This is a genomic window from Hansschlegelia sp. KR7-227, assembly GCF_049446035.1.
In the GTDB taxonomy this organism is placed as follows: Bacteria; Pseudomonadota; Alphaproteobacteria; order Rhizobiales; family Methylopilaceae; genus Methylopila.
In genome coordinates this window covers 258518-283398 of record NZ_JBMSEA010000003.1, presented here as the reverse complement: position 1 = coordinate 283398, position 24881 = coordinate 258518, and the positions used below count along the sequence as shown (strand labels likewise).

Below are 24881 nucleotides of genomic sequence, written 5' to 3'. Positions count from 1 at the left end.
AGAGCGCCATGGGCACATCCACCGAACGCAACGCCGCCGCGAATCCCTTTCTGAAGCTCGCGCTGGAGCTGGGACCGCTGGTGGTGTTCTTCCTCGCGAACGCCCGCGGCGACCTCTTCATCGCGACCGGCGCCTTCATGGCGGCCACCGTGGTCGCACTGAGCGCGTCGTGGATCCTGATGCGGCGCCTGCCGGTGATGCCGCTGGTGTCCGGCGCCGTCGTGCTCGTCTTCGGCGGGTTGACCCTCGCCCTGCAGGACGAGCTGTTCATCAAGCTCAAGCCCACGATCGTGAACCTGCTGTTCGCGAGCGCCTTGTTCGGTGGGCTCGCCTTCGGCAAGCCGCTGCTCGCGATCGTGTTCGACCAGGCGTTCGATCTGACGCATGAGGGCTGGATGAAGCTCTCGTTTCGCTGGGCCTGCTTCTTCGTGGTGCTCGCCGCCGTGAACGAGATCGTCTGGCGGACGCAGACGACGGACTTTTGGGTGGCGTTCAAGGTCTGGGGCATCATGCCGATCACCATGGTGTTCGCCATGGCGCAGGCGCCCCTCCTGCAGCGCTACTCCGCCGGCGACGCCGCGGCCGAATAGCCGCGGGATTCGGCTGCGAGGTCGAAGCGGAACGGCGCGAGCGGCGCCGCGTAGCGCACGATCGGCCCGTCCGTCTCCATGAGCGCCTGCACCTCGGCGGGCGGTTGAGCCTCCTCGGGGGCGGCCGCAAGGCGCAGTCCCTTCGGAGCGTTGAGCGACGTCAGCGCCGCGAAGGGCGCGGCGAGGACGAAGCTCGCGAGCACGGGCGCGGCCCAGAACATAACCTCGGGCGCCGACAGCGCGAGCGACCCGCCGAGCGCGAGGCCGAACGCCGTCGCCGGCCAGAACTGGCGGACGGCGTCGCGCAGGCGCACACGCCTTCCCTCGCGGTCCTGGGCCTCCCAGCCGACCTTGCGCCGCAGCAGGAACAGGCCGCCGAGAAAGACCGTCACGGAAAAGCTGACGAGCGGCGCGAACAGCAGGCCGAACGCCAGCTCGGCCGCGACGCCCAGGCCGAACGCCCCGACGCCGCCGTAGCGCCTGCGCTGCGCCGGCCTCAGCATGACGTCGAGATATCCCATGATCTTGGGCGCGAACAGGATCAGCGTCATGGCGGCGAGAAGGCCGGTGCTCAGCGCGTAGGGGAAGGCGCCGTCCGCCGCTCCGCCGCCGATCACGGCGGGCGGATCCCAGGCCTGCGCCGCGCCGGCGATCATGAAGCCGATCCAGGCCGGAGCGCCGGCGTACATCAGGATCGCGATGGCGAGGTTCACGCGTCCTACGATCGGCAGCCCGCGGCCGCCGATCAGCCGGAGATACTGCATGTTGCCCTGGCACCACCGCAGGTTCCGGCGCAGGAACTCGGTGAGGGTTGAGGGGTTCTCCTCCCACGATCCGCCTTCCTCGGGCAGCACGCGGACCTCGTAGCCGGCCTTGCGCATCAGCACCGCCTCGTAGAGGTCGTGGCTGAGCACCGGCCCGCCGAGCGGCGGCCCGCCCGGCACCTCGGGCAGCTTCGCGTGGTCGCGGAACGCCTTCACCCGGACCGCGGCGTTGTGGCCCCAGTATTGCCCGCAGTCGCCGGTCCACCACGCCTCGCCCATGGCGTAGGAGCGCACGCTCGCGCGCATGCCGAACTGGAAGGCCCGGGCGAAGACGGTCCGGGCGGGGAGCCCGACGACGAGGCTCTGCACGATTCCGAGCTTGGGGTTCGCCTGTAGCACGCGCACCAGCCGCAGCATCGCCTCGCCCGACATCAGGCTGTCGGCGTCGAGCGTGATCATGGCGTCGTAGGCGCGGCCGCGCGTCTCCACGAACTCGCGGATGTTGCCGGCCTTGAAACCGTCATTGGACGATCGCCGGCGATAGGTCGCCCGCTCGGGACGCGCGAGCGAACTGCGCCACGCGTCGATCTCCGTCTCCTCGGCGGCCACGAGGTCGGGCCTCGAACTGTCGCTCAGCACGACCGCGTCGAACGCCTCGCCGTGGCCGGTGGCGTCGAGGCTTCTGAGCATCGCGTCCAGCCGCCGGACGGCGCGCGCAGGATCCTCGTGCCGCAGGCACATGACGAGCGCGACGCGTCCTCGGATCGCATCGTCCGCGCCGGCGCGCGAGGCGCAGGGGGCGACGACGGCCATCGGGGCGCGTGCGAAGAGCTGGATCGCGAGTCCGATCACCGCGTTCCAGAATCCGACGACGATCCATGGCGCCGAGATCAGGAAGCAGACGAACATCGCGATCTCGGGAAGCGACCAGCCGCCGAAGGCGAGCACCGTCGCGAACGCCGCGGCGAGCCCCCCATAGCTGGCCGCCACGAGGGCGGCCATCGCAAGCCGCCTCGCCGTCAGCACGGCCAGAGACTGCGTTCCGGTCGGCGTCAGTCCGCGTCGACGAAAGGTCAGGCGCTCCACGCGTTCGGAGGAAGCTGGTCTCAGTCCGATGCTGGAACGCATGTCACGCCTTCAATGCGCCCGTCGCGAACGGGCTCCGCCGCCGCGCTATGCCACGGCGGACGGAAGCCGGGTAGGGGCGGGACGCCGTCATTTAGGGGGACGAAGACGCTCGGCAACGCCTCAGGGCCGGACCGGCCCGGGGGCGGCCGGGAATAACGCCCTGAGCGTCAGGTCATGCGGGCGAGAACGCCGTCCCGCTTGACAATCCGGTGATACAGCGCCGCGCCGACATGGAGCGCGATCAGCCCGGCCGCGAGGTAGCCCAGCAGACCATGCAGATCGAACAGGCTTTCGCCGAACGGCTTGTCTTCGGCGGACAAGGACGGAAGGTCGAAGAGGCCGTACATGCTCACCGGGCGGCCGCTGGCGTTCGACGCGACCCAGCCGATGACGGGCATGGCGAGCAGGATCGCATAAAGCGACCAGTGCACCGCGTGGGACAGGCCGATCTGCCAGCGCGGCAGATAGGGCTCGGACGGCGGCGGCGGCGACGTCAGCCGCCAGGCGAATCTCAGGAGCATCAGGGCCCCGACGATGATGCCCGTCGCCTTATGCAGCATCGTCATGAAATCGCGGGTCGGGCCCTTCGGCATGAACTCGCGGCCGATTCCGACGACGATCAGGCCGATCACGACGACCGCGACCACCCAGTGCAGAACCTTGGCCGTCGTCGCGTATTCGCCGCCGGCCGGCCTCAGGGGAGCGGCGCTCATGGATCAGGTTCCTCGACGTGACGCCTCGACCATCAATAGAATCTTTCTAATCTGACTTCGAGGTCGTCCGGGCGCGACGGATGGTCCGGAGAGGCGCGACCGTCTGCGCGATTGACGGGACGTGCCCCTGCGTGATGGGTGCGGCCGGAAACCATGAGGGGAAAATGAGCATGGGAGACGCTGAACGCACGGGCGGCACTCTCGACGCCCTGTTCGACGGCTACCGGCGCTTCCGCGCCGAAGCGTGGCCGGACCTGCGACGGCGCTTCGAGCGGCTGGCGAAGGGCCAGTCGCCGAAAATCATGGTCATCGGCTGCTCCGACAGCCGGGTGGATCCGCAGCAGATCCTGGGAGCCGAGCCCGGCGAGCTGTTCGTGCTGCGCAACGTCGCGGCGCTGGCGCCGACCTACACGCCGGACGGCAGCCATCACAGCTCGAGCGCGGCCTTGGAGTTCGCCGTGCGCGTGCTCGGAGTGGAGCGCATCGTGGTGCTCGCCCATGCCGGCTGCGGCGGCGTCAAGGCGCTGTTCGACGGCGCCCCGCCGGAGGCCGCCGACTTCGTGGCGAGCTGGATGCGGATCGCCGAACGCGCCCGTTCCGCCGTCGACCCCGAGCTGACGGGAACGGCCCGCGAGCGCGCGGGCGAAGAGGCCTGCGTCGACGTCACGATCGAGAACCTCATGACCTTCCCATGGGTGCGCGAACGCGTTGAAGACGGCTCCCTGGCGCTCACCGGCATGCATTTCGGCGTCGCCGACGGCTGCCTTCGCTGCCGGGTCGGCAGCGGCTTCTGGGCCGACGTCCCGGCCGAATGACCTCGAAGCGATCAGGAGACTCCATGACCGACATCATCTTCCGCACCGGCGAGGCCACCGTGCTCGCAGTCGAAGGCCAGGCCACGGACGCGATGCCGGAGGTGCTGATCGGCTCGGTCGACGGGCCGGTCGGTCACGCCTTCGCGTCGATGCTCGGCCAGACGGTCGGCCACACCCGCATGTTCGTGGTGCGCGACCTGAACCAGCTCGTCCGCCCCGCCGCGATCATGACCAGCAAGGTGACGATCCCGTCGGCGGAATATGTCGATTTGCTCGGCGGCGTCGTGCAGGGCGCGACCGGCGACGCGATCGTCGACTGCGTGATCGAGGGCGTGATCCCGAAGGACGTCGTCGACAAGATCTGCATCATCATCACGATCTGGCTCGATCTGCGCTGCGCCGAGGATCCCAATCTCGACAAGGCCGATCTCTACCGGACCAATTACGAAGCGACGAAGCTCGCGATCCGCCGCGCCATGACGGGGGAGCCGACGATCGACGAGCTCATCGCCAACCGGAAGACGGTCAAGCATTACGCGCTCGACGGCGTCGTCGACTATTGACCGCCGCGAACCGGCCTCGACTGTTGCGAGACTGACATGCGCGGCGGGTATCGATGGCGGATGCGCGCGGAGAACGTCGCGCGCGTCCGGAGACCCGCCGATGCTGACCCGCGAGCGCACGATCGAGCATCTCGGCGTCAACATTCCGTTGGACATCGCCGTGCTGACGGACCGCATCCGCGCCTCGATCGAGGCCGGACGCTACGAAACGCGCGAGGCGCGGGCGGTCGCGAAGCTTGCGCGGCCGGGCGACGTGATCCTTGAAGTCGGCGCCGGGATCGGCTTCCTGTCGTGCTACTGCGCGAAGGTCGCCATGGCCTCGAAGGTCGTGGCCTACGAAGCCAATCCGGAGCTGTTGCCGGTCATCAGGCGGCTGCATGACATGAACGGCGTTGCGGTCGACGTCCGCAACGCGATACTGGCCGACCGGGACGGCGAGGCGCCGTTCTATATTGCGGCGCATTTTTGGGGTTCGACGACCAGGAGGACGCGACGCGCGCTGGCGGAGATTTCCGTGCCGATGACGCCGGTGATGAGCGTGATGGCGGAGGTCCGGCCGGACGTCGTCATCATCGACATCGAGGGCGGCGAGCATGACCTGATCTCCGCGATCGATGCGCTTGACGCGCGCGCCGTGGTGATGGAGCTCCACGCGCGGGTGTTGCGCCCCGATGAGCTGAATGGCGTTTTTACGAGGATGTTTGCGCTTGGGTACGCCTATTCCTGCGACGTTTCCGGCGGCCCGATCGTCGCCTTCGAACGCATCGCGCCCGTCCGCGCGCGAACGGCCGGAGCCGCCTGACGCCGCGTTCTCCTTCAGCATCGTCGTCTCGGTCCGGCTGCACGCCGGCAACCCCTGGGTCCTCGACCGCCTCGAGCTTCTGCGCCGGGACGATCGCGCCGCCACCCCCGAGACGATCGTCGTCGATTTCGGCTCCCAGCCCCCTTTCGCCGCCGCGATCGAAGAGGCCTGCGACCGCTTTCGGCTCACCTACGTCTTCGTCGACGATCCCGCGGTGTTTTCGCTCGCCAAGGCGCGAAACATTGGCTTTCGCGCCGCCACGCAGCCGTTCGTGCTGTTTTCCGACATTGATTTCACGTTCCTTTCAAGCGACTTTTTGCGGCTTGAACGGCTTATCGTCACGCTGGAACTCCGCGAGCGGATCGACCAGATCCTCAACTTGCCAGCCTATCATTTGACCGAGGCGGCTACCGCCCTCTGGCAGGCGTCGGATGATCGGGACGCGGCGCTTGAGCGCTGCGCGTTCCGCTCAGTCTACGAGACGTTCGGCAAGGAGCTCGAGTTTGTCGCTCCTTACTCGAACGTGTTCCTGATCAACGCCGCCTTCTTCGAACTCATCGGCGGCTATGATGAGAATTTTCGCGGCCACGGCTCGGAAGACTTCGAGTTCCTCGCGCGCGCCGCGATTCATGCGCGCTTCTATAGGATGCCTCGCCGTATTGATGATAGCTGTTACAGTCCGGCTCGCGCCGATTTCTTCAAACCTAAGACCTATCGCGGCTACCGTCGTTTGCTTGAGGTGATCTGCTTCCCGAGCGAGCTCACGGGCCTTAAGGCGTTCCATCTCTGGCATCCTCGCCCCGAGGACGACGATTGGCGGGTGAACAACGACTGGAAGCGCGAGAAGCTCGCAGAACGCTTCGAGACCTATCTCGGCGACTGGCGCAGGCTTCTCGCCGTCGATTTCTTGCCTCGCTCGAAAACTGCGGCGTGCGTGTGCTTGGATCCGAGCCATGATGGCTACTTCACGCCGCTGAGGGCCGCGGGCTACCGGCTTGATCCGCTGCTTGAGAAGTCGGCGGACGAAATCGCGCGCGTCGACGGGATGTTGGACAGCGGCGAGATTGACGCGTTCGCGGTGTTCAACCCGTATATGAAAAGTCACCAGAGTGTGCGCGGCCTGTTCGACAAAGCCCGCGCGCTGGGCGTCGAGACGATCGTGATCGAGCGCGGAGCCTTGCCGGGAACCGTCTACTACGCGCCCGACGTCGCCTATGTCGACGAGTCGTTCTCGGAAGCCGCGTTCGAAAGCGAGCGTTTCAGCGAAGCCGAACTGCGCGCCGCGCGCGCGTATATGACGGATCTCCGCTGCGGCGGCCGCGCGTTGGAGCAGGGTGCGGGCTACGCGGAGAGCGACGAGCGGCTTCGCGCTCGCCTCGCAGAGGCCCGTGCGGCGCTTGATGGCCGCGACGCGCAGGCCTCTCGCCCCGTCGTCTTCATCCCGTTGCAACTCCCCGAAGACATGGCTGTGACCATGTTCGTGCGCGACGCCGAGCGTTACGACGCCTTCGCGGAAAACCTGGCGAAGGTCGTAGCGGACCGTCCGGACGTGCTCTTCCTGATCAAGGCGCATCCGCTTGCGGGCGACCAGAGCCTGCCGGTCGCGCCGAACGCCGTGCTCGCCGCCCATGACGACAACATCCACAGTCTGATCGACCAGGCGGAAGCGGTCGTGTGCTACAATTCGGGCGTCGGTCTCCTTGCGATCCTGCACGAGAAGCCTGTCGTCACCGTAGGCAACGCCTTTTACAATATCGGCGGAACCGGCCGCCGCGCCGCAAGCCTGGCTGAAGCGGTGACGCTTGCGGCCGGTCGTCCGCCGGCGCCTCCGGTGAACGCCGTGGAGCGCCTCTGTGCGTGGTTCCTATTCCGCAAATATTCGACCTTCGTGGCCGACGACGACATTCGCGAGACGCCGACCCGGAAGATCCACGCCTACCAAAACATCCTGATCACGACGCTGCGCCTCGACGGCCGGAGCTATGAGCTCGGCCGCATGCGCCAGTCCGGATCGTTCGAGCGCAAGAGCTACGGCGCCGCGCGGCTGAATCTCAACGATGAATCGCGCGCCATGGACCCGCCGCAGCTGTCGCGCGCGCGGGCTGTGCTGCTGCTCCAGCTCCAGTCCTTCGTCGCGCTGTGCTATCCCGCCCGCCTAAGGCAGAAGATGCTTCGGGCTCCCCGGTCCTACATCCGGGATTCGCGAAATCCGCTGTTCAGATTCGTCGGCCGCCTCGTGTTCGGCCGGAACCTGTGACCGCGCCCAGCCGCTCGCAAGAGGACGTCGCATGGCCATTCCGGTCTGGCGCTTCGGGATCTGCTACTACCCGGCGCCCAAGGTCGCGAACACGTCGCTCAAGCATGTCATGCATCGTCTGAGGACCGGCGCGGGCTTCGTCGGCCAAGAGAAGCCCGACGGCGGCCGCACCCACATCCACCAGGCCTACGGCACGCCGCTGTTTTCGAAGGTCGAGCATGAGGCCTATGCCGACATGCTGCGCTTCGCGGTCGTGCGGGACCCGATCGACCGGCTGCTGTCGACCTGGGGCAACCGTGTCGTTCATCATGGCGAACTGTCGGAGGCGAAAGCCGACGTCGCTTCCATGCGGGCGAAGAAGCTCGCCTTCGATCCCGACCTCACGACCTTCCTCGACCGGCTCGAGGATTATCTCGAGATGAGCCCCTCGGTGCGCCTGCACGCGCTGCCGCTGGTCGAGTTTCTCGGACCATCGCCGCAGTTCTTCCATCTGCTGTTCGACATCAGCCAGCTGCCGCAGCTCGTGCAGTTCCTGCAGGCGACGACCGGGCGCGAGATCACGCTGCCGCACCGCCAGGCCGACGGGCCGAAGGCGCGCCGCGACGACCTCACGCCGGCGCAGATCCGCAAGCTCGAGGCGCATTACGCGACCGACTACGAGACCTTCGGCGACGCGATGCGCTCAAGCGGGGGAGGGGTGCGGAAGTCGCGCCCGGGCTTCGACCTGCGCGACGCTCAGACTGTCGAGCCCGGCGGCGGCGCCTGAGACGTCCGCCACCTTCGAACGTCGTGCTTGCGCGAAAAGCGAGCTTATTTAACGGTCGATTAGCAAGATCGCGGCCTTCTCTCGGCTCATGCCGACGGACGGTTTCAGCTTCAGTCTGCCCAGGTGGCGGATCACCCGGTGGCTCGCGGAGCCCGGACCGGACGTGCCTGACGACATTCGGCGCGCCCTGATCGCTTCGCTGTTCGGAACCCTGCCGATCTTCGCCGGCGGCGTCGTGAACTCGATCATGGTCGCCGCCATCATCGCCGGCCGCATGGCGACGCCCGTGTTCCTGGGATGGCTCGCCGTCGAGGTTGCGATCTGCGCGCTTCGACTGGTCGTGCTGCTGACCTGCTTTCGCAACGCGGCGCGCGGCCGCCCGACGCCGACCGACGTCTATCTGCTGCTCGGCGTCTGCTGGGCGGGCAGCGTGGGCTTCGGCGCCTTCATCAGCCTGTTGAGCGGCGATTGGGTGATCGCGACGCTCGCCTGCATGTCGGCGGCCGCCATGGTCGGCGGCGTCTGCTTCCGCAATTTCGGCGCGCCGAGGCTCGCCGCGGCGATGATCGTGCTCAGCCTCGGGCCCACCTGCCTCGCCGCGCCGTTCACCGGCGAGTGGATCATGGTCGCGACCTTCGTCCAGATCCCGTTCTATCTCGTCAGCATGCGGATGGCGGCCTACAAGCTGAACGGCCTGCTGGTGACGACCATGCGGGCCCAGGCGGAAAACCAGCACCTGGCCCGCCACGACGCGCTCACCGGACTCCCGAACCGCGTCGGCCTCATGCATGCGATCGAGGAGCGCGCCGATCGGCGCGTCGCGCTGCTCTATCTCGACCTCGACGGGTTCAAGGCCGTGAACGACGGTCACGGCCACGCCGCCGGCGACCGGCTGTTGACCTGCGCCGCGGACCGGCTTCGGACCTTGCTGCGCTCGGGGGATTTCGCCGCGCGGATTGGCGGCGACGAATTCGTCGTCGTCGCGCGCGGGGTGGACCGGCGCCAGGCGTCCAGCTTCGGCGAGCGTCTGATCCAGGAGATCGGCCAGCCTTACGATCTCGGCCAGGGCCTGGTCGTGCGCGTCGGCGTCAGCGTGGGCGTCGCGCTCGCGCCGGACCACGGCGAGGACGTGCCGGACCTGCTCGACGTCGCTGACACGGCGCTCTACCTCGCGAAGACCGCGGGCAAATCGCGCTGCGTGGTCGCCGAGGCTCCGGCGCAGGCTGCGGGGGTGGTCTGAACGGGCGGCGGCCGCCGGCGCTTCACACCGTCCGGAGGTTGCGCATCGGTCGGCCGGGCGCGAGCGCCTCGGCGGCCGCGACAATCGCGCGGGCGTCGATCCGGTGGTGGCGGTAAAGGTCCGCGACCGTCCCGGTCTGGCCGAACCGTTCGACCCCGAGCGCGCGCGTGCGGTGGCCCTTTACGGATCCCAGCCAGCCCAGCGTCGCGGGGTGGCCGTCGAGCACAGTGATCAGACGGCAGTCCTGCGGGATGTCCTCGAACAACCGCTCGACATGCGACTGCTCGACTGCGGCGCCGATCTCGTGCGCCCGGCGCCCTTCCGTCCAGCCGGCGAACAGCCGGTCGGCGGAGGTGATCGCGAGCAGGCCGACGTCGCGGCGATCCTCCGCCATCAGGCCGACCGCGGCGATCGCCTCGGGCGCGATCACGCCGGAATAGGCGACGACCACCTCAGCGTTCGGCCCCGGCTTCCGCAGCCAGTAGCCGCCGTCGACGATCTGCGTCGCGAGGCCGTCGTCGACCGCCCGCGTCGGCTGCTCCAACGGCAGCGTCGAGAGGCGGAGATAGACCGAACCCCCGGTCTCGTCGCGCAGCAGGCCGGGCGCGTCCTCATGGCCCTCGCCGGAGCGCTGCACGTAGTCGAGCGCCCAGCGCAGCACGATCCCGAGCTCGTCGACGAAGGCCGGCTCGAAGCTCGCGATCCCGTCCTGCGCCATTCCGATCAAGGGCGTCTTGAGCGACTGGTGCGCGCCGCCCTCGGGCGCCAGCGACACGCCCGACGGGGTCGCGACGAGGATGAAGCGGGCGTCCTGGTAGCAGGCGTAGTTCAGCGCATCGAGACCGCGCTCTATGAACGGATCGTAGAGCGTGCCGACCGGGATCAGGCGCTCGCCGAACAGCGAATGCGACAGGCCGAGCGCGGACAGCGCGAGGAACAGGTTCATCTCGGCGATGCCGAGCTCGAGATGCTGGCCGTCGGGCGAAAACGACCAGTTGTAGGTCGAGGGGATCCGTTCGGACTTGAACACGTCCGCCATCGCCTCGCGGGCGAACAGCCCGCGCCGGTTCACCCAAGCGCCCAGATTGGTCGAGACCGTGACGTCCGGCGAGGTCGTGACGATGCGCCGGGCGACGTCGCTGTCTCCCTTGGCGAGCTCGTGCATCAGCAGGCCGAACCCCTGCTGGGTCGACATCGTCGGCTGGCTCGGCGCGGCGAGCCGCTCCGGCACGGCGTAGGCCGGCGCGGTGAAGCGGCGCGTTCCCTCCTGGACGAAGGGCGCGGCGGCGAGGAAGGCGTCGAGCTCCGCTTCGGGAATGTCGAGGCCTTCGAACCGGTCCCACTCCCGGCCCTCGCGCACGTCCATGGCCTTCCGCAGCACGTCGATCTGCGCCGGCGTCATCAGGCCGGCGTGGTTGTCCTTGTGGCCCGCGAGCGGCAGGCCGAAGCCCTTGACCGTGTAGGCGATGAAGCAGGTCGGCCGGTCGTGGGTCCGGGCCTCCTCGAAAGCGGCGAGGATCGATTCGAGATCATGGCCGCCGAGGTTCGACATGAGCTCGGCGAGTTCGTCGTCGCTGCGGCGCTCGATCAGGGCGGAAACCGGCCCCTGGTCGCCGAGGTCGTCGGTCAGGCGCTTCCGCCACGCGCGGCCGCCCTGGAAGGTGAGCGCGGCGTAGGTCTGGTTGGGGCAGGACTCAATCCACGCCCGCAGCGCCTCGCCGCCGGGCTCGGCGAAGGCCGCGCGCTGCTTCGCGCCGTGCTTCAGGATGACGACGTCCCAACCGAAGTTGCGGAACATCGCCTCGAAGCGCGCCCACAGACCTTCGCGCACGACGGCGTCGAGGCTCTGGCGGTTGTAGTCGACGATCCACCACGTGTTGCGGACGCCGTGCTTCCAGCCTTCCAGCAGCGCTTCGAAGATGTTGCCTTCGTCCATCTCGGCGTCGCCGAGCAGCGCGACCATCTTGCCTTCGGGACGGGCCGCGCCCCAGCCTTTGGCCCGCAAATAGTCCTGCGTCAGCGCGGCGAACAGCGTCTGCGCCACGCCGAGGCCGACCGACCCGGTCGAGAAATCGACGTCGTCGACGTCCTTGGTTCGGGAGGGGTAGGACTGCGCGCCGCCGAAGCCGCGGAAGGTTTCCAGCTTCTCGCGGCTCTGCGCGCCGAACAGATATTGGATGGCGTGAAAGGCGGGGCTCGCATGCGGCTTCACCGCGACGCGGTCCTCGGGACGCAGGATCGCGAAATAGAGCGCCGTCATGAGGGTCACGAGCGAGGCCGAAGACGCCTGGTGGCCGCCGACCTTCAACCCGTCCGGATTGTCGCGCAGGTGGTTGGCGTTGTGGATCGTCCAGGTCGCGAGCCACAGCACCTTGCGTTCCAGCGCGGAGAGGATCGGCAGGCGAGGATCGGACATTGCGGGTCTCCGGCGATCGTTCGGAGCTTGGAAGTCTAAGCGGGATCTGCTGGCTGAGGCGGCCAATCTCGGCTTATCTTGGCGCTTCCTTTGGCTCGATCCGCCACTCCGCCCGCCTTTTCCGGGATGCAACGCCAATGCGCACGCTCGACGCCATCGATCGGAAGATTCTGGCGCTCGTCCAGGCCGACGCGCGGATGGCGACGCATGAGATCGCCGAGCGGGTCGGCCTGTCGCCGTCCCCTTGCGCGCGCCGCATCCGGCTGCTCGAGCGCGACGGCGTGATCAAGGGCTACGCCGCGATCGTCGACCAGGGGAAGGTCGGCCTGCCCGTCAGCGCCTTCGCCTCGATCAAGCTCGCGCGGCAGAGCGAGGAGGATCTCGAACGGTTCTCGCGCGCCGTGGCGCGCTGGCCGGAGGTCGTCGACTGCTATCTCATGACCGGGCAGCGCGACTATCTTATGCGGATCGTCGTCCGCGACCTCGCGGCCTACGAGGTCTTCCTCAAGGAGAAGCTGACCCGGCTGGACGGCGTCGCCTCGATCGAGACCAGTTTTGCGCTGGGCCAGGTCAAGCACGCCGAGGCGCTTCCCGTGGCGTGACCGGGCCTGCGCCGTCGGGCGTGTCGCTCGTGACGTGCGACGTCACCTGAATTGCGTTGCGCGGCGGGCCCCGTCCAGTATCGTGCCGCCGATCGGGCTTGCGCGTTCAGGAGACCTGGATCGGTCCCGCCGGATCCACCCTCTCATGCGCCCCGACATGTCCGAATCTGAGTCAGCCGCCCCGCCTGCGATCGTCAGAGACCCCGAGCGCCTCGTCGCGCTCGCGAGCTACGGCATTCTCGACACGTCGGCCGAGGAAGGGTTCGACGACATCGTCACGGTCGCCTGCGAGATTTGCCAGGCTCCGGTCGCCCTTGTCAGCTTCGTCGCCGCCGACCGGCAGTGGTTCAAGGCGCGCGTGGGATTTGAAGGCTGTCAGACGCCGCTCGAACAGTCCGTCTGCGCGCATGCCCTGCTCGAACCCGAGATCCTCGTGGTTCCCGACCTTACGAAGGACCGGCGAACCCGCGGCAACACGCTCGTGACGCACGATCCCTTCGTTCGGTTCTACGCCGGCGTGGTTCTGCGCACGCCGGAGGGCCAGCCCCTCGGCACCCTCTGCGTTCTCGACGTCGCGCCGCGTCCGAACGGTCTGACCGCCGGTCAAAGAGGCGCGCTCCTGGCGCTGGGCCGGCAGGTCATGGCCATGCTCGCGCTTCGACGCGTCCTGGCGAAAAGCGGCGACGAACTCGCCGAGCAGGCCCAGATCCTGCTGCGGAGGGCGGAGGCGGCAGCCAAGGCGCAGGAGCGCGAGCTCAGGCTTCGGCTGGCGATCGACGCCACCCAGATCGGCATTTTCGACTACGATCTCGTCGCCGGCCGCCTCGACTGGGACGCGCGCACCCGCGAGCTGTTCGGCGTCCCGCCGGACGCGCCCGTGACCTACGAGGCGAGCTTTCTGAACAGGCTCCACCCCGACGATCGCGTCGCTGCGGACCGCGCCGTGCGCGCGTCGCTCGACGCATCGGGGTCCGGGATTTTCGAGCAGGAGTACCGAACCGTCGGGCCCCACGGCGACGCGGCGCGTTGGATCGCGGCGCGCGGCATCGCGACGTTCGCGGACGGAGAGGCCACGCGCCTCGTCGGAACCGTGCGCGACGTCACGGCCCGCCGGTCCGCCGCCGCCGCCGTCTCGGCGACGCTCGATCGCTACCGCCTCGTCGGCAGGATGACCAAGGACGTCATCTGGGATTGGGATCTCGCGACCGGCGCGGTGCTTTGGAACGACGCGCTGACGGTCGCCTATGGCTACCTCCTCGAGGAGGTCGATCCGGCGCCGCAATGGTGGGTCGACCGCATCCATCCCGACGACCGCGCCCGGACGTTCGAAGACATCCGCACGGTGATCGAGGGTCCGGGCCACGAATGGCAGCATGAGTATCGCTTCCGGCGCGCCGACGGTCTCTACGCCGACGTCCTCGATCGCGGCAGCGTCATTCGCGACGAGAAGGGCCGGCCGCTGCGCATGATCGGCGCCATGCTCGACAATACGGAGCGGAAGGCTGAGGAGGAGCGCCAGCGGCTGCTCAATTTGGAGCTCAGCCATCGCATGAAGAACCTGCTCGCCATGGTCCAGGCCCTGGCGGCGCAAACGCTGCGTTCAGCCGGCGGGCTGGAGGAGGCACGGGAGAAGCTGTTCAGCCGGCTCGTGGCGTTGAGCAAGGCCCACGACATCCTGCTCGCGGGCTCGGCCAACGCGGCGCAGCTTTCCTCGATCGTCGCGCGCGCAGTCGAGCTGATCGCGGATCGTCCCGACCGGGTTTCGACGGACGGGCCGGACCTCGAGGTCGGCTCCAGGGCCGCGTTGCCTTTGATGCTGATGATGCACGAGCTCGGCGCCAACGCCGCCAAATACGGCGCCCTGTCCAACGCCTCGGGCCGGGTCGCGGTCTCCTGGCGCGTCACCGGCGAGCGCGGCGCCGAGACGGTGCGGCTCACATGGTCCGAGAGCGGAGGCCCGGCCGTCGTGGCGCCGACCCGGCAAGGGTTCGGTTCGAAGCTTCTCGAACGCGGGCTTGCGAGACAGCTCGGCGCGACGACCCGCCTGACCTTCCCTGCAGACGGAGCGACCTGCGAGATCGTGGCGCCCCTCGACCGGCTCGCGGCGTCGGATTGAGCCTGGCCGGGATCGAAGCACCCGACCGGCGTCGGCGCGGCGATCGCGCCTAACGCGCGCCGACGGTCAGGGATCGTCGCCCCGGCGCGAAGCGGCTTCGGCTTGATCACGCCGCGACGTTGTTCAGTCGGATGAGCCGAGGCGGAAGTCGCCCTTCATCTACACCAGGCGGAGAACACGCGTTCCGGAAGTCCGGTTGAGACTTATTGCAGGCTGGTCCTCCGAGTGGCGGCAACAACTCTTAACATCTCTCAATCCAACGCAATAAGGCGGCGGCGCACTCTACGGATCACTAGGACGGCGGGCGCCGACTTCGAAGCCGCCGGCGATTCGCCCGTCATCAGGGGATTTGATCCATGACCGCCGCGCAGACTTTTGACGGCTTCACCTTCCTCAGGGAGTGGCTGACCGCGCCCCTGCGCGTCGGCGCCGTCTTCCCCTCCGGCGCCACGCTCGCGAGAGCTATGACCGCAGACATCGGCCCGGAAACCGGCAACGTCATCGAGCTCGGTCCCGGGACGGGCGTCTTCACCCAGGCGCTGATCGAGCGCGGCGTTCCGGAGCGTCGGCTGGCCCTGATCGAGGCGGGCCCGGACTTCGCCACGTTGCTGGACGTGCGCTTCCCCGACGCTCGCATCTTCTGGATGGACGCCTCGCGGCTTCGTCGGCTGCAGCTGTTCGGCGGCGAACAGGCGGGGGCCGTGGTGAGCGGGCTGACGCTGCTCTCGATGACGCCGCGGAAGATCTTCGCGATCCTCGAGGGCGCGTTCGGCCACCTGCGTCCGGGGGGCGCGTTCTACCAGGTCACCTATGGGCCGAGGTGCCCGGTCCCCCGCCCCCTTCTCGACCGGCTGGGACTGAAGGCGAAGCGCGTTGGCTGGGCGCTCGCGAACGTGCCGCCGGCCTCGGTTTACAGAATAGAGCGCCGCGCCTGTCGCCCGTCATTGGAAGGATGGAGATAACCACGTGACCCGCGGCCCGACGAGCACGCCGACGACGCAGCCTCGCCAAGCCGACGCGCGGACGATCACGCCGTGGCGCGCCGGCTCGAGGGGAATCGGACCTCGCCCGCGCCCAGGCAGTCGAACCGAATCCTGACCGCCATGCTCAAATCGATCGAACATGGGGACCACCGTGTCTGCACGGTGTTTTCCCTGGACGTCGCCATTGGCGGGCTGCTGTTCACGGACGAGGACCGCTGGCTTTGGGCGCTGCTCGTCGTTCCCGACGCCCGAGCGAAACCGGGCGCAGCGCCGCCTTTCGGAGGCGTGGCCGCCACCAAGGAGCAGGCGCTGGCGGCGCTCGAGGATCGCTGGAACACCTGGCTTGAGGCGGCCGGATTGGTCTCCCTGTCGGGACTGCGGGCGCATTGACCGCCGGCGACGCGAACGCCCGAAACAACTCTTAACATCACTCAATCCAACGCAACGGCCCGGCGCTCCAGGGTCCGGACCAGCCAGTGACGGGCGCGGCGTAACGCAGCCCGGAATGCGCTGGCCCGAATCCAGGAGCGCGCCGGATGCATCTCGCCAACGCCACCCACACCTTCGCCCGCGCGATGGCGCGGACCGCGGCGCTCGGAGCCTCGCTGCTGCTGTCGTCGGAAGCCGCCGCGGCCGACGCTCAAGCGGCCCCAGGCGCAGGAAGCGTCTCCAGTCCCAGCGATTTCAGCCGGTTCGACTACATCGCGGAGAGGTTCTCCGAGTGGAAGGTCATCCTCGGAGGCGGCGCGATCATCGCGCCGAAGTTCGAGGGGGCCAAGGACGTCAAGGTCATTCCCGTTCCGCTGTTCAAGGCCCGGTTCGCCGACCGGGTGAACGTGGACCCGCTCGGCGTCTCGGTGGAGGTCCTTCAGACCGAGTCCTTCACCCTCGCGGCGCGCGGCGGCTACGAGCTTGGCCGCGACGACGGCGACGACCGCCACCTGAGGGGCCTCGGCGACGTGAACGCCGGCGGCGTCGTCGGCGCGACGGCGGCCTACGCCCTGGGTCCGGTGAAGTTCACTGCGGCCCTCGACAAGACGGTCGGCGGCAGCGAGGGCCTCCTCGCCATCGTCGGGGCCGAGGCGACCGGCGTGTTCGGACCCGTCATCCTGTCGGCGGAGGCCTCCGCGACCTGGGCCGACGACAACCACATGGAAGCCTATTTCGGGGTCACCCGGCGGCAGTCCGCCCGCTCCGGCCTGTCGCGATACCGGGCCGAGGCCGGGATCAAGCGCGTCGACGTCCAGGCTTCAGCCACCTACCTGATCGACGAGCATTGGCTCCTGCGGGGCCAGGCAGGACTGGGCTATCTCGTGGGGGACGCCAAGGACAGCCCGATCGTGGAGAAAAAGGCGCAGCCCTCCGCCCTGCTGATGGTCGGGTATCGGTTTTGAGGCCCGCCATGCTGCGCAAGATCGGCCGTCCGCCTCGATGCCTGTGGGCCCTGCTGCTGCTCATGCCCCCGATCGTGGGGTACGCCGGGAGCGGCGATCCGCTGGCGACGATGCGCGAGGCCCCGAACCGGCCCGCCAAGGGCGATCGGCTCCCCCTCGCGCATCCGGCCGAAACCGCCTGGACCTCGTGCCGAACCGGCGGAGGGATCGGCGGAGAGGCTGGCCTCACAAAACAAAATAAAACCTGCCGTGACATGGCGGACAGCATCGTGAGACGTAAGGATCCAGATCCGGGCGACGGCGGCCGATGAACATGCAGACGCAGAGCCACGCAGCGGAGCCGGCGGGAACGATCCTCATCGTGGAGGACGACCGCGACATCGCGGGCATGCTGGCGGAGACCCTCGCGCAGGCCAGCTTTGCGGCGGTCACGGTCGGGTCGGGGGCGGAGATGGATCGGGCGCGTCGCAGGCAGCCGTTCGACCTCATCGTGCTCGACGTCATGCTGCCGGGAGAGGACGGCTTCAGCATCTGCCGCCGCCTGCGCGCCGAGGCGCGGATCCCGATCATCATGCTCACGGCGCTCGGCGCCGACGTCGACCGCATCGTCGGGCTGGAGTTCGGAGCCGACGACTACGTCACGAAGCCCTTCAACAGCCGCGAGCTCCTCGCCCGGATCAAGGGCCTGCTGCGGCGCGCCGCCTATGGGTCGGAGCGGCCCGATCGGCTGGGGCCGATGACGTTCGCGGGCTGGCGGATCGATCCGGTCGCCCGCATCCTGGTGGACCCCGCCGGATCGCAGGTGTTCATGACGACCGCCGAATTCGATCTGCTGGTCGCGCTGTGCCTCAACGCAGGCCAGGTGCTGGCGCGGGAGCAGCTTCTTGGGCTGACCCATGGGGGCGTCGCCGGCCCCGTCGAGCGCAGCGTCGACGTCCATATCAGCCGCATCCGCCAGAAGATCGAACCGAACCCGAAGGATCCCGCCTTCATCAAGACGGTGAGGCTCGGCGGCTATCTCTTCACGCCCATGGTCGAACCGTCATGACGGGGTGGTTGTCCTGTTTCCTCGCCGGGTCGATCCGCCGCCAGATCCAGATCGTGGCGCTCGGGCCCGTCTTGACCGCGCTGCTCGTGGGAATGCTGATCCAGCCATCCATCCAGGACGACATCTCTTACGCGAGCAAGGTCGCGATCCGGATCCAGCTGGTGGTCGGGCAGGTCGCCGCCGCGAAATCCGCCGAGGAGGCGGCCGCGATCCTCGCCATGACCTCGAAGACGGGCCTCGGGGTCCAGAAGCTCCCGCCGGAACAAGCGTCGAAGGGGCTCGCCGAAGCCAAATCCGCCGACGACCTGCACCAGGACGTCTGGAACCAGTTGCCGGCGTCGCTTTCGCCCGCTGTGCGTCGCCCCGCCGCCGGCGGAGCGAGGGATCAGGTCATCACGGTCACGCTCGGGGACGGCGACGTGCTCGCATTCTCGCCCGAACCCCAGCCGCCGATCTCGTTCCTCGACGAAGACCGGGTGGATTTCGTGCTGAAGATCTTCGTCGTGGTCGTCCCCCTGCTGCTGCTGTCCTTCTACGCCAACACCATGATCATGGTCCCCCTGACGCGGTTCGCCCGAGCGGCCCACGCGCTGGATCCCGACGACGGACCCGACCGGCCATTTGAGGAAACGGGCGTCCGGGAGATCAGCTTGCTCGCGCGCGCCCTGAACGACATGCGCGCGCGCATCCGGCAGATGATCGATGAACGGACGCGCATGGTGCGGGCGATCAGCCACGATCTTCGGACGCCGCTGACCCGCCTCCGCATGCGGGCCGAACGGTCGTCCGACGACGCGCTGCGCGACGCCATGCTCGCCGACATCGTCCGCATCGACGCCATGATCCAGGAGACGCTGACCTACCTGCAGCGGGAGGTCGCGTCCGAGGCGACGCTGCGGGTCGACCTGCCGAGCCTCCTTCAGACCGTCTGCTACGATTTCGCGAACATGGACTTCCCCGTGTCCTACCAAGGCCCGTACCGGCTGGCCTTCGACTGCAAGCCGCAGGCCCTCGTCCGGGCGGTGACGAACCTGGTGGAAAACGGCGTCAAGTTCGCCCATGTCGTCACGGTGCGCCTGAAACCCCTCGCCGACGGAAGCGTCCGCATCGAGGTCGCGGACGACGGTCCGGGTATCCCCGAGGAGCTGCGCGTCAGGGTGCTCGAGCCGTTCTTCAAGGCCGACGCCAGCCGGTCGGCCGGCGCGCAAGGCGGGTTCGGCCTCGGACTGTCCATCGTCCACGACGTGGTCGGCGGTCATGGCGGATCGATGGTTCTGCTCGACGCGGAGCCGCAGGGGCTGGTCGTGCGGCTGCATCTGCCCGCGCCCCTCGGGGCGACGGGCGGCGGCTACGTTCGCGAACCGCCGCCGAAGGCTGTCGGCGCCGCGGCCTGAGCCCATCAGCGTCGCCGCCAGCCCGCTCCTGCGCTACGTTTGAGCGCGCGGTTTGCGCCGACGCCAGACCTGCAGGGCGAACCTCAAAGCCTCACACGTCGAGGTTGGCGACGTTGAGCGCGTTGGCCTGGATGAACTCGCGGCGCGGCTCGACGACGTCGCCCATCAGCTTGGTGAAGATGTCGTCGGCCTCGTCGACCTCCTTGACCTTCACCTGCAGCAGGGTGCGGGCGTTGACGTCGAGGGTCGTCTCCCAGAGCTGGTCAGGGTTCATCTCGCCCAGCCCCTTGTAGCGCTGCAACTGGCTGATGCCCTTGCGGCCGGCGGCGAGCACGCCCTCGACCAGGGCGGAGGGGCCGTGAACCGGCGAGGAATCGTCCTTGCGCAGCAGTTGCGGGATGCGGCCGTAGATCTCCTGCAGATGGGCGGCGCGCTCGTCGAGCTTGCGGGCGTCGGCGCTGGTGATGAAGGCGGCGTCGATCACGGCGGCCTCGCGCACGCCGCGGACGGTGCGGGTGAAGGTGAAGCCTTCCTCGCTCGCCGCCCCCTCCCAGCCGCGCTCGGTGTCCTCGGCGATCAGGTCGAGCCGTCGGGCGACGTAGCCCGCGGCCTCCTGCGCCTTCTCCGGGTCGTGCAGCACGTCGATCGTGAGCGCGCCGGCGATTGCGGCCTGCTCGACCACTGCGCGGGAGTAACGCGAATGCAGCCCGTTCAGGATCTGCCGCGCCTGCCGCGCCGCGTTGACCACTGTGCGCAGGTCGAGCCCTGACCGCTCCTCGCCGCTGGCGAGCCGCAGCGTGACGCCGTCCAGCCCGGAATCGACGAGGTAGTCCTCGAGCGCGCGCTCGTCCTTCAGATACTGCTCGGACTTGCCGCGCACGACCTTATAGAGCGGCGGCTGCGCGATGTAGACGTAGCCGCGCTCCAGGAGTTCGGGCATCTGGCGGAAGAAGAACGTCAGCAGAAGCGTGCGGATATGGCTGCCGTCGACGTCGGCGTCCGTCATGATGATGATCTTGTGGTAGCGCAGCTTGTCGGGGTTGAACTCCTCGCGGCCGATGCCGGTGCCGAGCGCCGTGATCAGCGTGCCGATCTCCTGGCTGCCCAGCATCTTGTCGAAGCGCGCGCGCTCGACATTGAGGATCTTGCCGCGCAAGGGGAGCACGGCCTGGAATTCGCGCGCGCGGCCCTGCTTGGCGGAGCCGCCGGCGGAGTCGCCCTCGACGATGAACAGCTCCGCCTTCGCCGGATCGCGCTCCTGGCAGTCGGCGAGCTTGCCCGGCAGCGAGGCGATGTCGAGCGCGCCCTTGCGGCGGGTGAGCTCGCGCGCCTTGCGGGCGGCCTCGCGGGCGGCGGCGGCCTCGACGACCTTCTGGACGATCGTCTTGGCGTCGGCGGGGTGCTCCTCGAACCAGCGGTTCAGCGCCTCGTTGACGAGGTTCTCGACCGCCGGCCGGACCTCGGAGGAGACCAGCTTGTCCTTGGTCTGGGACGAGAATTTCGGGTCAGGCACCTTGACGGAGAGCACGCAGGTCAGCCCCTCGCGGGCGTCGTCGCCGGTCAGCGAAACCTTCTCCTTCTTGGTCACGCCGGAGCTCTCGGCGTAGCCGTTGACCTGGCGGGTCAGCGCGCCGCGAAAGCCGGCGAGATGGGTGCCGCCGTCGCGCTGCGGGATGTTGTTGGTGAAGCACAGCACGTTCTCGTGGTAGCTGTCGTTCCACCACATCGCGACCTCGACGCCGATGCCGTCGCGCTCCGCGCGCAGCACGATCGGGCTGTCGATCAGCGGGTGCTTGGCGCGGTCGAGATAGCGCACGAAGGCCTCGACGCCGCCCTCGTAGTACAGCTCCTCCCGCCGGGTCTCGACGCCGCGGGCGTCGGTCAGCACGATCTTGACGCCCGAGTTCAGGAAGGCGAGCTCGCGCAGCCGGTGCTCCAGCGTGCCGTAGTCGAAGTCGGTGACGCCGCTGAAGGTCTGGAAGCTCGGCGCGAAGGTCACCTCCGTCCCGCGCTTGCCGTTGGCGGGGCCGGTGACGGCGAGCGGCGCGTCGGCGACGCCGTGGGTGAACGACATCTCGTGGGCCTTGTCGTCCCGCCAGACGCGCAGCGTGAGCTTGGTCGAGAGCGCGTTCACCACCGAGACGCCGACGCCGTGCAGGCCGCCGGAGACCTTGTAGGAGTTCTGGTCGAACTTACCGCCGGCGTGCAGCTGGGTCATGATGACCTCGGCCGCGGAGATGCCCTCCTCGGTGTGGATGCCGACCGGAATGCCGCGACCATTGTCGGTCACGGTGCAGGAGCCGTCGGGGTTCAGGGTGACGGTGACCTCGGTCGCCCAGCCGGCCAGCGCCTCGTCGATCGCGTTGTCGACGACCTCGTAGACCATGTGGTGCAGGCCCGACCCGTCGTCGGTGTCGCCGATATACATGCCCGGCCGTTTGCGCACGGCGTCGAGGCCCTTCAGGACGCGGATCGAGTCCGCGCCGTAGTCGTCGGCGCCGCCGTTCGGGGAGACATCGGTCATCTGCAAAAAACTCTCTTTCGCGCAGCGCTTCGCCGATCTCGCGGGGCGGGGCGGCGGAGGGCGCTCATGAGCGCTCGGGAATCAGGCGTTTCCGCCGTGTCCAACCTACCCCGGGCAGGCTCATAAAGCGAGCTTTCGCGGCCATTTGGAGGCGTTCGCCGCCGCCGCCCGGGGCGGCGATCAAGCATCTGACATATATGATGATTTCGCCGTTTTTCCACAGCGGAGTCTGGAATAGGGTCCGCTCAGCGGCCGCGCGTCATCCGACGGGCCTCGCCGAGCCCCCGGAAACGTCGAAAAGCTGGGCCCGTCGGCCGATCGCCGCGAACGCCGCGGGGTCGGCGCCGGTCAGCCAGGCCTGCGCCCCGAGATCGTCGAGCGCCGCGAACAGCGCCTCGCGGCGGGCGGGATCGAGATGGGCGGCGACCTCGTCGAGCAGCACCACGGGCGACGCCCCGTCGAGCCGGGCGACGAGCCGGGCGTGCGCCAGCACGAGCCCGACCAGAAGCGCCTTCTGCTCGCCCGTGGAGCACCGCTCCGCGGGCATGTCCTTCAGCGTGTGGCGGACGGCGAGATCCGTGAGATGCGGCCCCTCCAGCGTTCTCCCAGCGGCCCGGTCGCGCCTGCGGCCGGCGGCGAGGCGCTCGCGGTACCCGTCCTCGACCGCGGTCGCGGGATCGCTCAGCACCGCGGTCTCCAGCGCGCCGTCGAGCGCGAGCCCGGCGGACGGAAAGGGGGAGGCGGGATCGGCGGTTTCGGCGATCAGGGCCGCCAGGCGCGAAACGGTCTCGGCGCGGGCCGCCGCGACCGCGACCGCGAGCTCGGCCAGCTCGCGCTCCACGGCGTCCAGCCAGCGGGCGTCGGATCGCTCGTCTTCGAGCAGCCGGTTGCGCGAGCGCAGAGCCTTCTCGAGGCCCGAGGCGCGGCCCGCATGCTCGGGGTCGGCCGCGACCACCAGCCGGTCGAGGAACCGGCGCCGGTCGCCCGCCGGCCCGCGGAAGAGGCCGTCGAGATCGGGCGTCAGCCAGACGAGCCGAAGATGGGCGGCGAAGGCGCCGGCCGAGCCGACGGGCGCGCCGTCGATCCGACAGCGCCGCCCGGCGTCGCCGGCGCCAGGGTCCACGCCGGTGCCGAGACGCGTCTCGCCCTCCGGCCCCGCGACCTCGGCCGCGATCGCCCAGGAGCCGTCGCCGTCGACCCTGCCGAGGTCGGCATAGGCCGCCCGGCGCAGCCCGCGTCCCGGCGCGAGCAGCGAGACGGCTTCGAGGATGTTGGTCTTGCCGGCCCCGTTCGCCCCGATGAGCGCGACGGATCCCTCGCCGCACAGGAGGTCGAGCGTCGCATAGGAGCGGAAATTCGTCAGGCGCAGACGCGTGACCGCCGCGCGGCGGGACGCGGGCCGCGCCGTCTGCATCGCCTCCGATTCGTCCAAACAAACCTCCGTCGTCCTCCGGCCTGACCGGAGGACCCATGTTCCAGCGTAGCTCTCGACGCCCGAGATGGGTGGTCCGGTCAAGCCGGACCACGACGAGGTGTTTTATGGCCGATGGAAGAGACGGTTCGTGCCGTCACACCCGCATCGGCATCAGCACGTAGAGCGCCGACGCGCCGTCGCGGTCCTGGACCAGCGTCGGGGAGCCCGGATCGGCCAGGCGGATCAGGGCGGTGTCGCCCTCGAGCTGGCCGGCGATGTCGAGGAGGTAGCGGGAGTTGAAGCCGATATCGAGCGGTTCGGCCTCATAGTCGACCTCGATCTCCTCCGTGGCGTTTCCGCTGTCGGGGTTGGTGACGGTCAGCACCAGCTTGCGGTCGGCGAGCGAGAGCTTCACCGCGCGGCCGCGCTCCGACGAAATCGTCGAGACACGGTCGACGGCCGCGGCGAACTCCGCCCGATCGACCGTCAGCCGCTTGTCGTTGCCGGTCGGGATCACGCGGCCGTAGTCCGGGAAGGTGCCGTCGATCAGCTTCGAGGTCAGGACCGCCTGGCCGGAGGAGACGCGGATCTTGGTCGCCGACAGCTGCACCTGGACCTCACCCTCGGGGTCCTCCAGGAGGCGCTGGATCTCGGCGACCGTCTTGCGCGGCACGATCACGCCCGGCATGCCCTTGGCGCCTTCCGGCGCCGGCATCTCCACGCGGGCGAGACGGTGCCCGTCGGTCGCGACCGCGCGCAGAAGCGCCACGCCGCCCTGCTCGAGCGCATGCAGATAGATGCCGTTGAGATAGTAGCGCGTCTCTTCGTTGGAGATCGCGAACTGGGTTTTGTCGATGAGGCGGCGCAGCTCGGCGGCGCCGATCGCGAAGCGGACAGGCAGATCGCCCGCCGCGAGGTCCGGGAAGTCGCTGTCCGGCAGAGTCTGCAGGGTGAAGCGGGAGCGGCCGGCGCGGATCGTGAGGGTGCCGCGCTCGCCCCCCATCTCGAGCGCGACCTGGCTGCCGTCCGGCAGCTTCCGGACGATGTCGTAGAACGTGTGCGCGGGCACGGTGGTCGCGCCGGGCTGCGTCACGTCGGCGGTCGCGGTCTCGACGATCTCGAGGTCGAGGTCGGTCGCCTGGAGCTTCAGCACGCCGTCGCCGGCGCGGAGCAGAACGTTCGCGAGGATCGGAATCGTGTTCCGCCGCTCGACGACGCGGTGGACATGGGCGAGGGCCTTCAGCAGGGCCGCTCGCTCGAGGGTCGCTCGCATGGTTCGTTCCGCTCCGTAGGGGGCGTCAGGTGACGAAAGCGCCGCCGGGGACGGCGGCGGCGCGCAAGGGCCGGGACGG

21 protein-coding genes are annotated in these 24881 nt (G+C 68.9%); 15 read left to right on the top strand and 6 right to left on the bottom strand.

Features of this window, described 5'->3' with window-relative positions; genetic code table 11:
• The first annotated feature begins 8 nt into the window (after positions 1-8).
• The gene (locus tag ACO2RJ_RS18770; protein WP_423269697.1) at positions 9-590 is read left to right on the top strand and encodes a septation protein A; all 582 of its coding nucleotides are present in this window, start codon (positions 9-11) and stop codon (positions 588-590) included.
• Here the strand turns inward: ACO2RJ_RS18770 and mdoH are convergent.
• Together mdoH and ACO2RJ_RS18760 are read right to left on the bottom strand one after the other, a co-directional pair.
• Positions 560-2482 (bottom strand): glucans biosynthesis glucosyltransferase MdoH, encoded by a 1923-nt coding sequence (gene mdoH / locus ACO2RJ_RS18765; protein WP_423269696.1) that lies wholly within the window; start codon positions 2480-2482, stop codon positions 560-562. The two genes, ACO2RJ_RS18770 and mdoH, sit on opposite strands and share 31 nt — an antisense overlap.
• A 167-nt stretch (positions 2483-2649) precedes the next feature.
• On the bottom strand, positions 2650-3195 hold the full coding sequence (locus ACO2RJ_RS18760) for a cytochrome b (RefSeq protein WP_423269695.1): 546 nt from the start codon (positions 3193-3195) through the stop codon (positions 2650-2652).
• 170 nt (positions 3196-3365) lie between these two features.
• Between ACO2RJ_RS18760 and ACO2RJ_RS18755 the strand changes: the two genes are divergently transcribed.
• The 6 genes from ACO2RJ_RS18755 to ACO2RJ_RS18730 all read left to right on the top strand — a co-directional run bounded on the left by ACO2RJ_RS18755 (position 3366) and on the right by ACO2RJ_RS18730 (position 9638).
• On the top strand, positions 3366-4010 hold the full coding sequence (locus ACO2RJ_RS18755) for a carbonic anhydrase (protein ID WP_423269694.1): 645 nt from the start codon (positions 3366-3368) through the stop codon (positions 4008-4010).
• Between the two features lie 23 nt (positions 4011-4033).
• Entirely contained in the window at positions 4034-4573 is a 540-nt protein-coding gene (gene fae, locus ACO2RJ_RS18750; protein ID WP_423269693.1) for a formaldehyde-activating enzyme, read from the top strand.
• Between the two features lie 100 nt (positions 4574-4673).
• Positions 4674-5375: an FkbM family methyltransferase gene (locus tag ACO2RJ_RS18745; RefSeq protein WP_423269692.1), complete on the top strand. Its 702-nt coding sequence runs from the start codon at positions 4674-4676 to the stop codon at positions 5373-5375.
• Positions 5281-7632, top strand: coding sequence for a glycosyltransferase (locus tag ACO2RJ_RS18740; protein WP_423269691.1), 2352 nt, complete (start codon positions 5281-5283; stop codon positions 7630-7632). The genes ACO2RJ_RS18745 and ACO2RJ_RS18740 overlap by 95 nt, the downstream gene beginning before the upstream one ends.
• 31 nt (positions 7633-7663) lie before the next feature.
• A complete protein-coding gene (locus ACO2RJ_RS18735; protein ID WP_423269690.1) occupies positions 7664-8398 on the top strand; it encodes a sulfotransferase family 2 domain-containing protein in 735 nt (244 codons plus the stop codon).
• A 163-nt stretch (positions 8399-8561) separates the two neighbouring features.
• The gene (locus ACO2RJ_RS18730; protein ID WP_423269689.1) at positions 8562-9638 is read left to right on the top strand and encodes a diguanylate cyclase domain-containing protein; all 1077 of its coding nucleotides are present in this window, start codon (positions 8562-8564) and stop codon (positions 9636-9638) included.
• A gap of 22 nt (positions 9639-9660) precedes the next feature.
• Here ACO2RJ_RS18730 and ACO2RJ_RS18725 read toward each other — a convergent pair whose 3' ends face one another.
• Positions 9661-12054: a 1-deoxy-D-xylulose-5-phosphate synthase N-terminal domain-containing protein gene (locus ACO2RJ_RS18725; protein ID WP_423269688.1), complete on the bottom strand. Its 2394-nt coding sequence runs from the start codon at positions 12052-12054 to the stop codon at positions 9661-9663.
• Between the two features lie 137 nt (positions 12055-12191).
• On the opposite strand from ACO2RJ_RS18725, the gene ACO2RJ_RS18720 reads away from it, so the two are divergent.
• The 8 genes from ACO2RJ_RS18720 to ACO2RJ_RS18685 all read left to right on the top strand — a co-directional run bounded on the left by ACO2RJ_RS18720 (position 12192) and on the right by ACO2RJ_RS18685 (position 19591).
• Positions 12192-12656, top strand: coding sequence for an Lrp/AsnC family transcriptional regulator (locus tag ACO2RJ_RS18720; protein ID WP_423269687.1), 465 nt, complete (start codon positions 12192-12194; stop codon positions 12654-12656).
• Positions 12657-12813: 157 nt separating this feature from the next.
• Complete coding sequence (locus tag ACO2RJ_RS18715) at positions 12814-14772, top strand: sensor histidine kinase (RefSeq protein WP_423269686.1); 1959 nt, start codon at positions 12814-12816, stop codon at positions 14770-14772.
• A 356-nt stretch (positions 14773-15128) separates the two neighbouring features.
• A complete protein-coding gene (locus ACO2RJ_RS18710) occupies positions 15129-15734 on the top strand; it encodes a class I SAM-dependent methyltransferase (protein WP_423269685.1) in 606 nt (201 codons plus the stop codon).
• A 72-nt stretch (positions 15735-15806) separates the two neighbouring features.
• Positions 15807-16145 carry a hypothetical protein gene (locus ACO2RJ_RS18705; protein WP_423269684.1) on the top strand — a complete coding sequence of 113 codons (339 nt, stop codon included), beginning with the start codon at positions 15807-15809 and terminating at the stop codon, positions 16143-16145.
• 146 nt (positions 16146-16291) lie between these two features.
• Positions 16292-17149 carry a MipA/OmpV family protein gene (locus ACO2RJ_RS18700; protein WP_423269683.1) on the top strand — a complete coding sequence of 286 codons (858 nt, stop codon included), beginning with the start codon at positions 16292-16294 and terminating at the stop codon, positions 17147-17149.
• A gap of 8 nt (positions 17150-17157) precedes the next feature.
• Entirely contained in the window at positions 17158-17460 is a 303-nt protein-coding gene (locus ACO2RJ_RS18695; RefSeq protein ID WP_423269682.1) for a hypothetical protein, read from the top strand.
• Positions 17457-18197, top strand: coding sequence for a response regulator (locus ACO2RJ_RS18690; RefSeq protein WP_423269681.1), 741 nt, complete (start codon positions 17457-17459; stop codon positions 18195-18197). Before ACO2RJ_RS18695 ends, ACO2RJ_RS18690 begins: the two co-directional genes overlap by 4 nt.
• Positions 18194-19591, top strand: a complete 1398-nt coding sequence (locus ACO2RJ_RS18685; protein ID WP_423269680.1) for a sensor histidine kinase — start codon at positions 18194-18196, stop codon at positions 19589-19591. The genes ACO2RJ_RS18690 and ACO2RJ_RS18685 overlap by 4 nt, the downstream gene beginning before the upstream one ends.
• 91 nt (positions 19592-19682) lie before the next feature.
• Here ACO2RJ_RS18685 and gyrB read toward each other — a convergent pair whose 3' ends face one another.
• From gyrB to dnaN, 3 genes are all read right to left on the bottom strand, one after another.
• Positions 19683-22115, bottom strand: a complete 2433-nt coding sequence (gene gyrB, locus ACO2RJ_RS18680) for a DNA topoisomerase (ATP-hydrolyzing) subunit B (protein ID WP_423269679.1) — start codon at positions 22113-22115, stop codon at positions 19683-19685.
• Between the two features lie 259 nt (positions 22116-22374).
• Positions 22375-23529, bottom strand: a complete 1155-nt coding sequence (recF, locus tag ACO2RJ_RS18675) for a DNA replication/repair protein RecF (RefSeq protein ID WP_423269831.1) — start codon at positions 23527-23529, stop codon at positions 22375-22377.
• Between the two features lie 154 nt (positions 23530-23683).
• Positions 23684-24802 carry a DNA polymerase III subunit beta gene (gene dnaN / locus ACO2RJ_RS18670; RefSeq protein WP_423269678.1) on the bottom strand — a complete coding sequence of 373 codons (1119 nt, stop codon included), beginning with the start codon at positions 24800-24802 and terminating at the stop codon, positions 23684-23686.
• Between the last annotated feature and the right edge of the window lie 79 nt (positions 24803-24881).

Bases quoted from the DNA above. Each gene is read 5' to 3' on its own strand.
- ACO2RJ_RS18770 (WP_423269697.1), top strand. From the start codon at position 9: ATGGGCACATCCACCGAACGCAACGCCGCCGCGAATCCCTTTCTGAAG.
- mdoH (WP_423269696.1), bottom strand. From the start codon at position 2,482: ATGCGTTCCAGCATCGGACTGAGACCAGCTTCCTCCGAACGCGTGGAG.
- ACO2RJ_RS18760 (WP_423269695.1), bottom strand. From the start codon at position 3,195: ATGAGCGCCGCTCCCCTGAGGCCGGCCGGCGGCGAATACGCGACGACG.
- ACO2RJ_RS18755 (WP_423269694.1), top strand. From the start codon at position 3,366: ATGGGAGACGCTGAACGCACGGGCGGCACTCTCGACGCCCTGTTCGAC.
- fae (WP_423269693.1), top strand. From the start codon at position 4,034: ATGACCGACATCATCTTCCGCACCGGCGAGGCCACCGTGCTCGCAGTC.
- ACO2RJ_RS18745 (WP_423269692.1), top strand. From the start codon at position 4,674: ATGCTGACCCGCGAGCGCACGATCGAGCATCTCGGCGTCAACATTCCG.
- ACO2RJ_RS18735 (WP_423269690.1), top strand. From the start codon at position 7,664: ATGGCCATTCCGGTCTGGCGCTTCGGGATCTGCTACTACCCGGCGCCC.
- ACO2RJ_RS18725 (WP_423269688.1), bottom strand. From the start codon at position 12,054: ATGTCCGATCCTCGCCTGCCGATCCTCTCCGCGCTGGAACGCAAGGTG.
- ACO2RJ_RS18720 (WP_423269687.1), top strand. From the start codon at position 12,192: ATGCGCACGCTCGACGCCATCGATCGGAAGATTCTGGCGCTCGTCCAG.
- ACO2RJ_RS18715 (WP_423269686.1), top strand. From the start codon at position 12,814: ATGTCCGAATCTGAGTCAGCCGCCCCGCCTGCGATCGTCAGAGACCCC.
- ACO2RJ_RS18710 (WP_423269685.1), top strand. From the start codon at position 15,129: ATGACCGCCGCGCAGACTTTTGACGGCTTCACCTTCCTCAGGGAGTGG.
- ACO2RJ_RS18700 (WP_423269683.1), top strand. From the start codon at position 16,292: ATGCATCTCGCCAACGCCACCCACACCTTCGCCCGCGCGATGGCGCGG.
- ACO2RJ_RS18695 (WP_423269682.1), top strand. From the start codon at position 17,158: ATGCTGCGCAAGATCGGCCGTCCGCCTCGATGCCTGTGGGCCCTGCTG.
- ACO2RJ_RS18690 (WP_423269681.1), top strand. From the start codon at position 17,457: ATGAACATGCAGACGCAGAGCCACGCAGCGGAGCCGGCGGGAACGATC.
- ACO2RJ_RS18685 (WP_423269680.1), top strand. From the start codon at position 18,194: ATGACGGGGTGGTTGTCCTGTTTCCTCGCCGGGTCGATCCGCCGCCAG.
- gyrB (WP_423269679.1), bottom strand. From the start codon at position 22,115: ATGACCGATGTCTCCCCGAACGGCGGCGCCGACGACTACGGCGCGGAC.
- recF (WP_423269831.1), bottom strand. From the start codon at position 23,529: ATGCAGACGGCGCGGCCCGCGTCCCGCCGCGCGGCGGTCACGCGTCTG.
- dnaN (WP_423269678.1), bottom strand. From the start codon at position 24,802: ATGCGAGCGACCCTCGAGCGAGCGGCCCTGCTGAAGGCCCTCGCCCAT.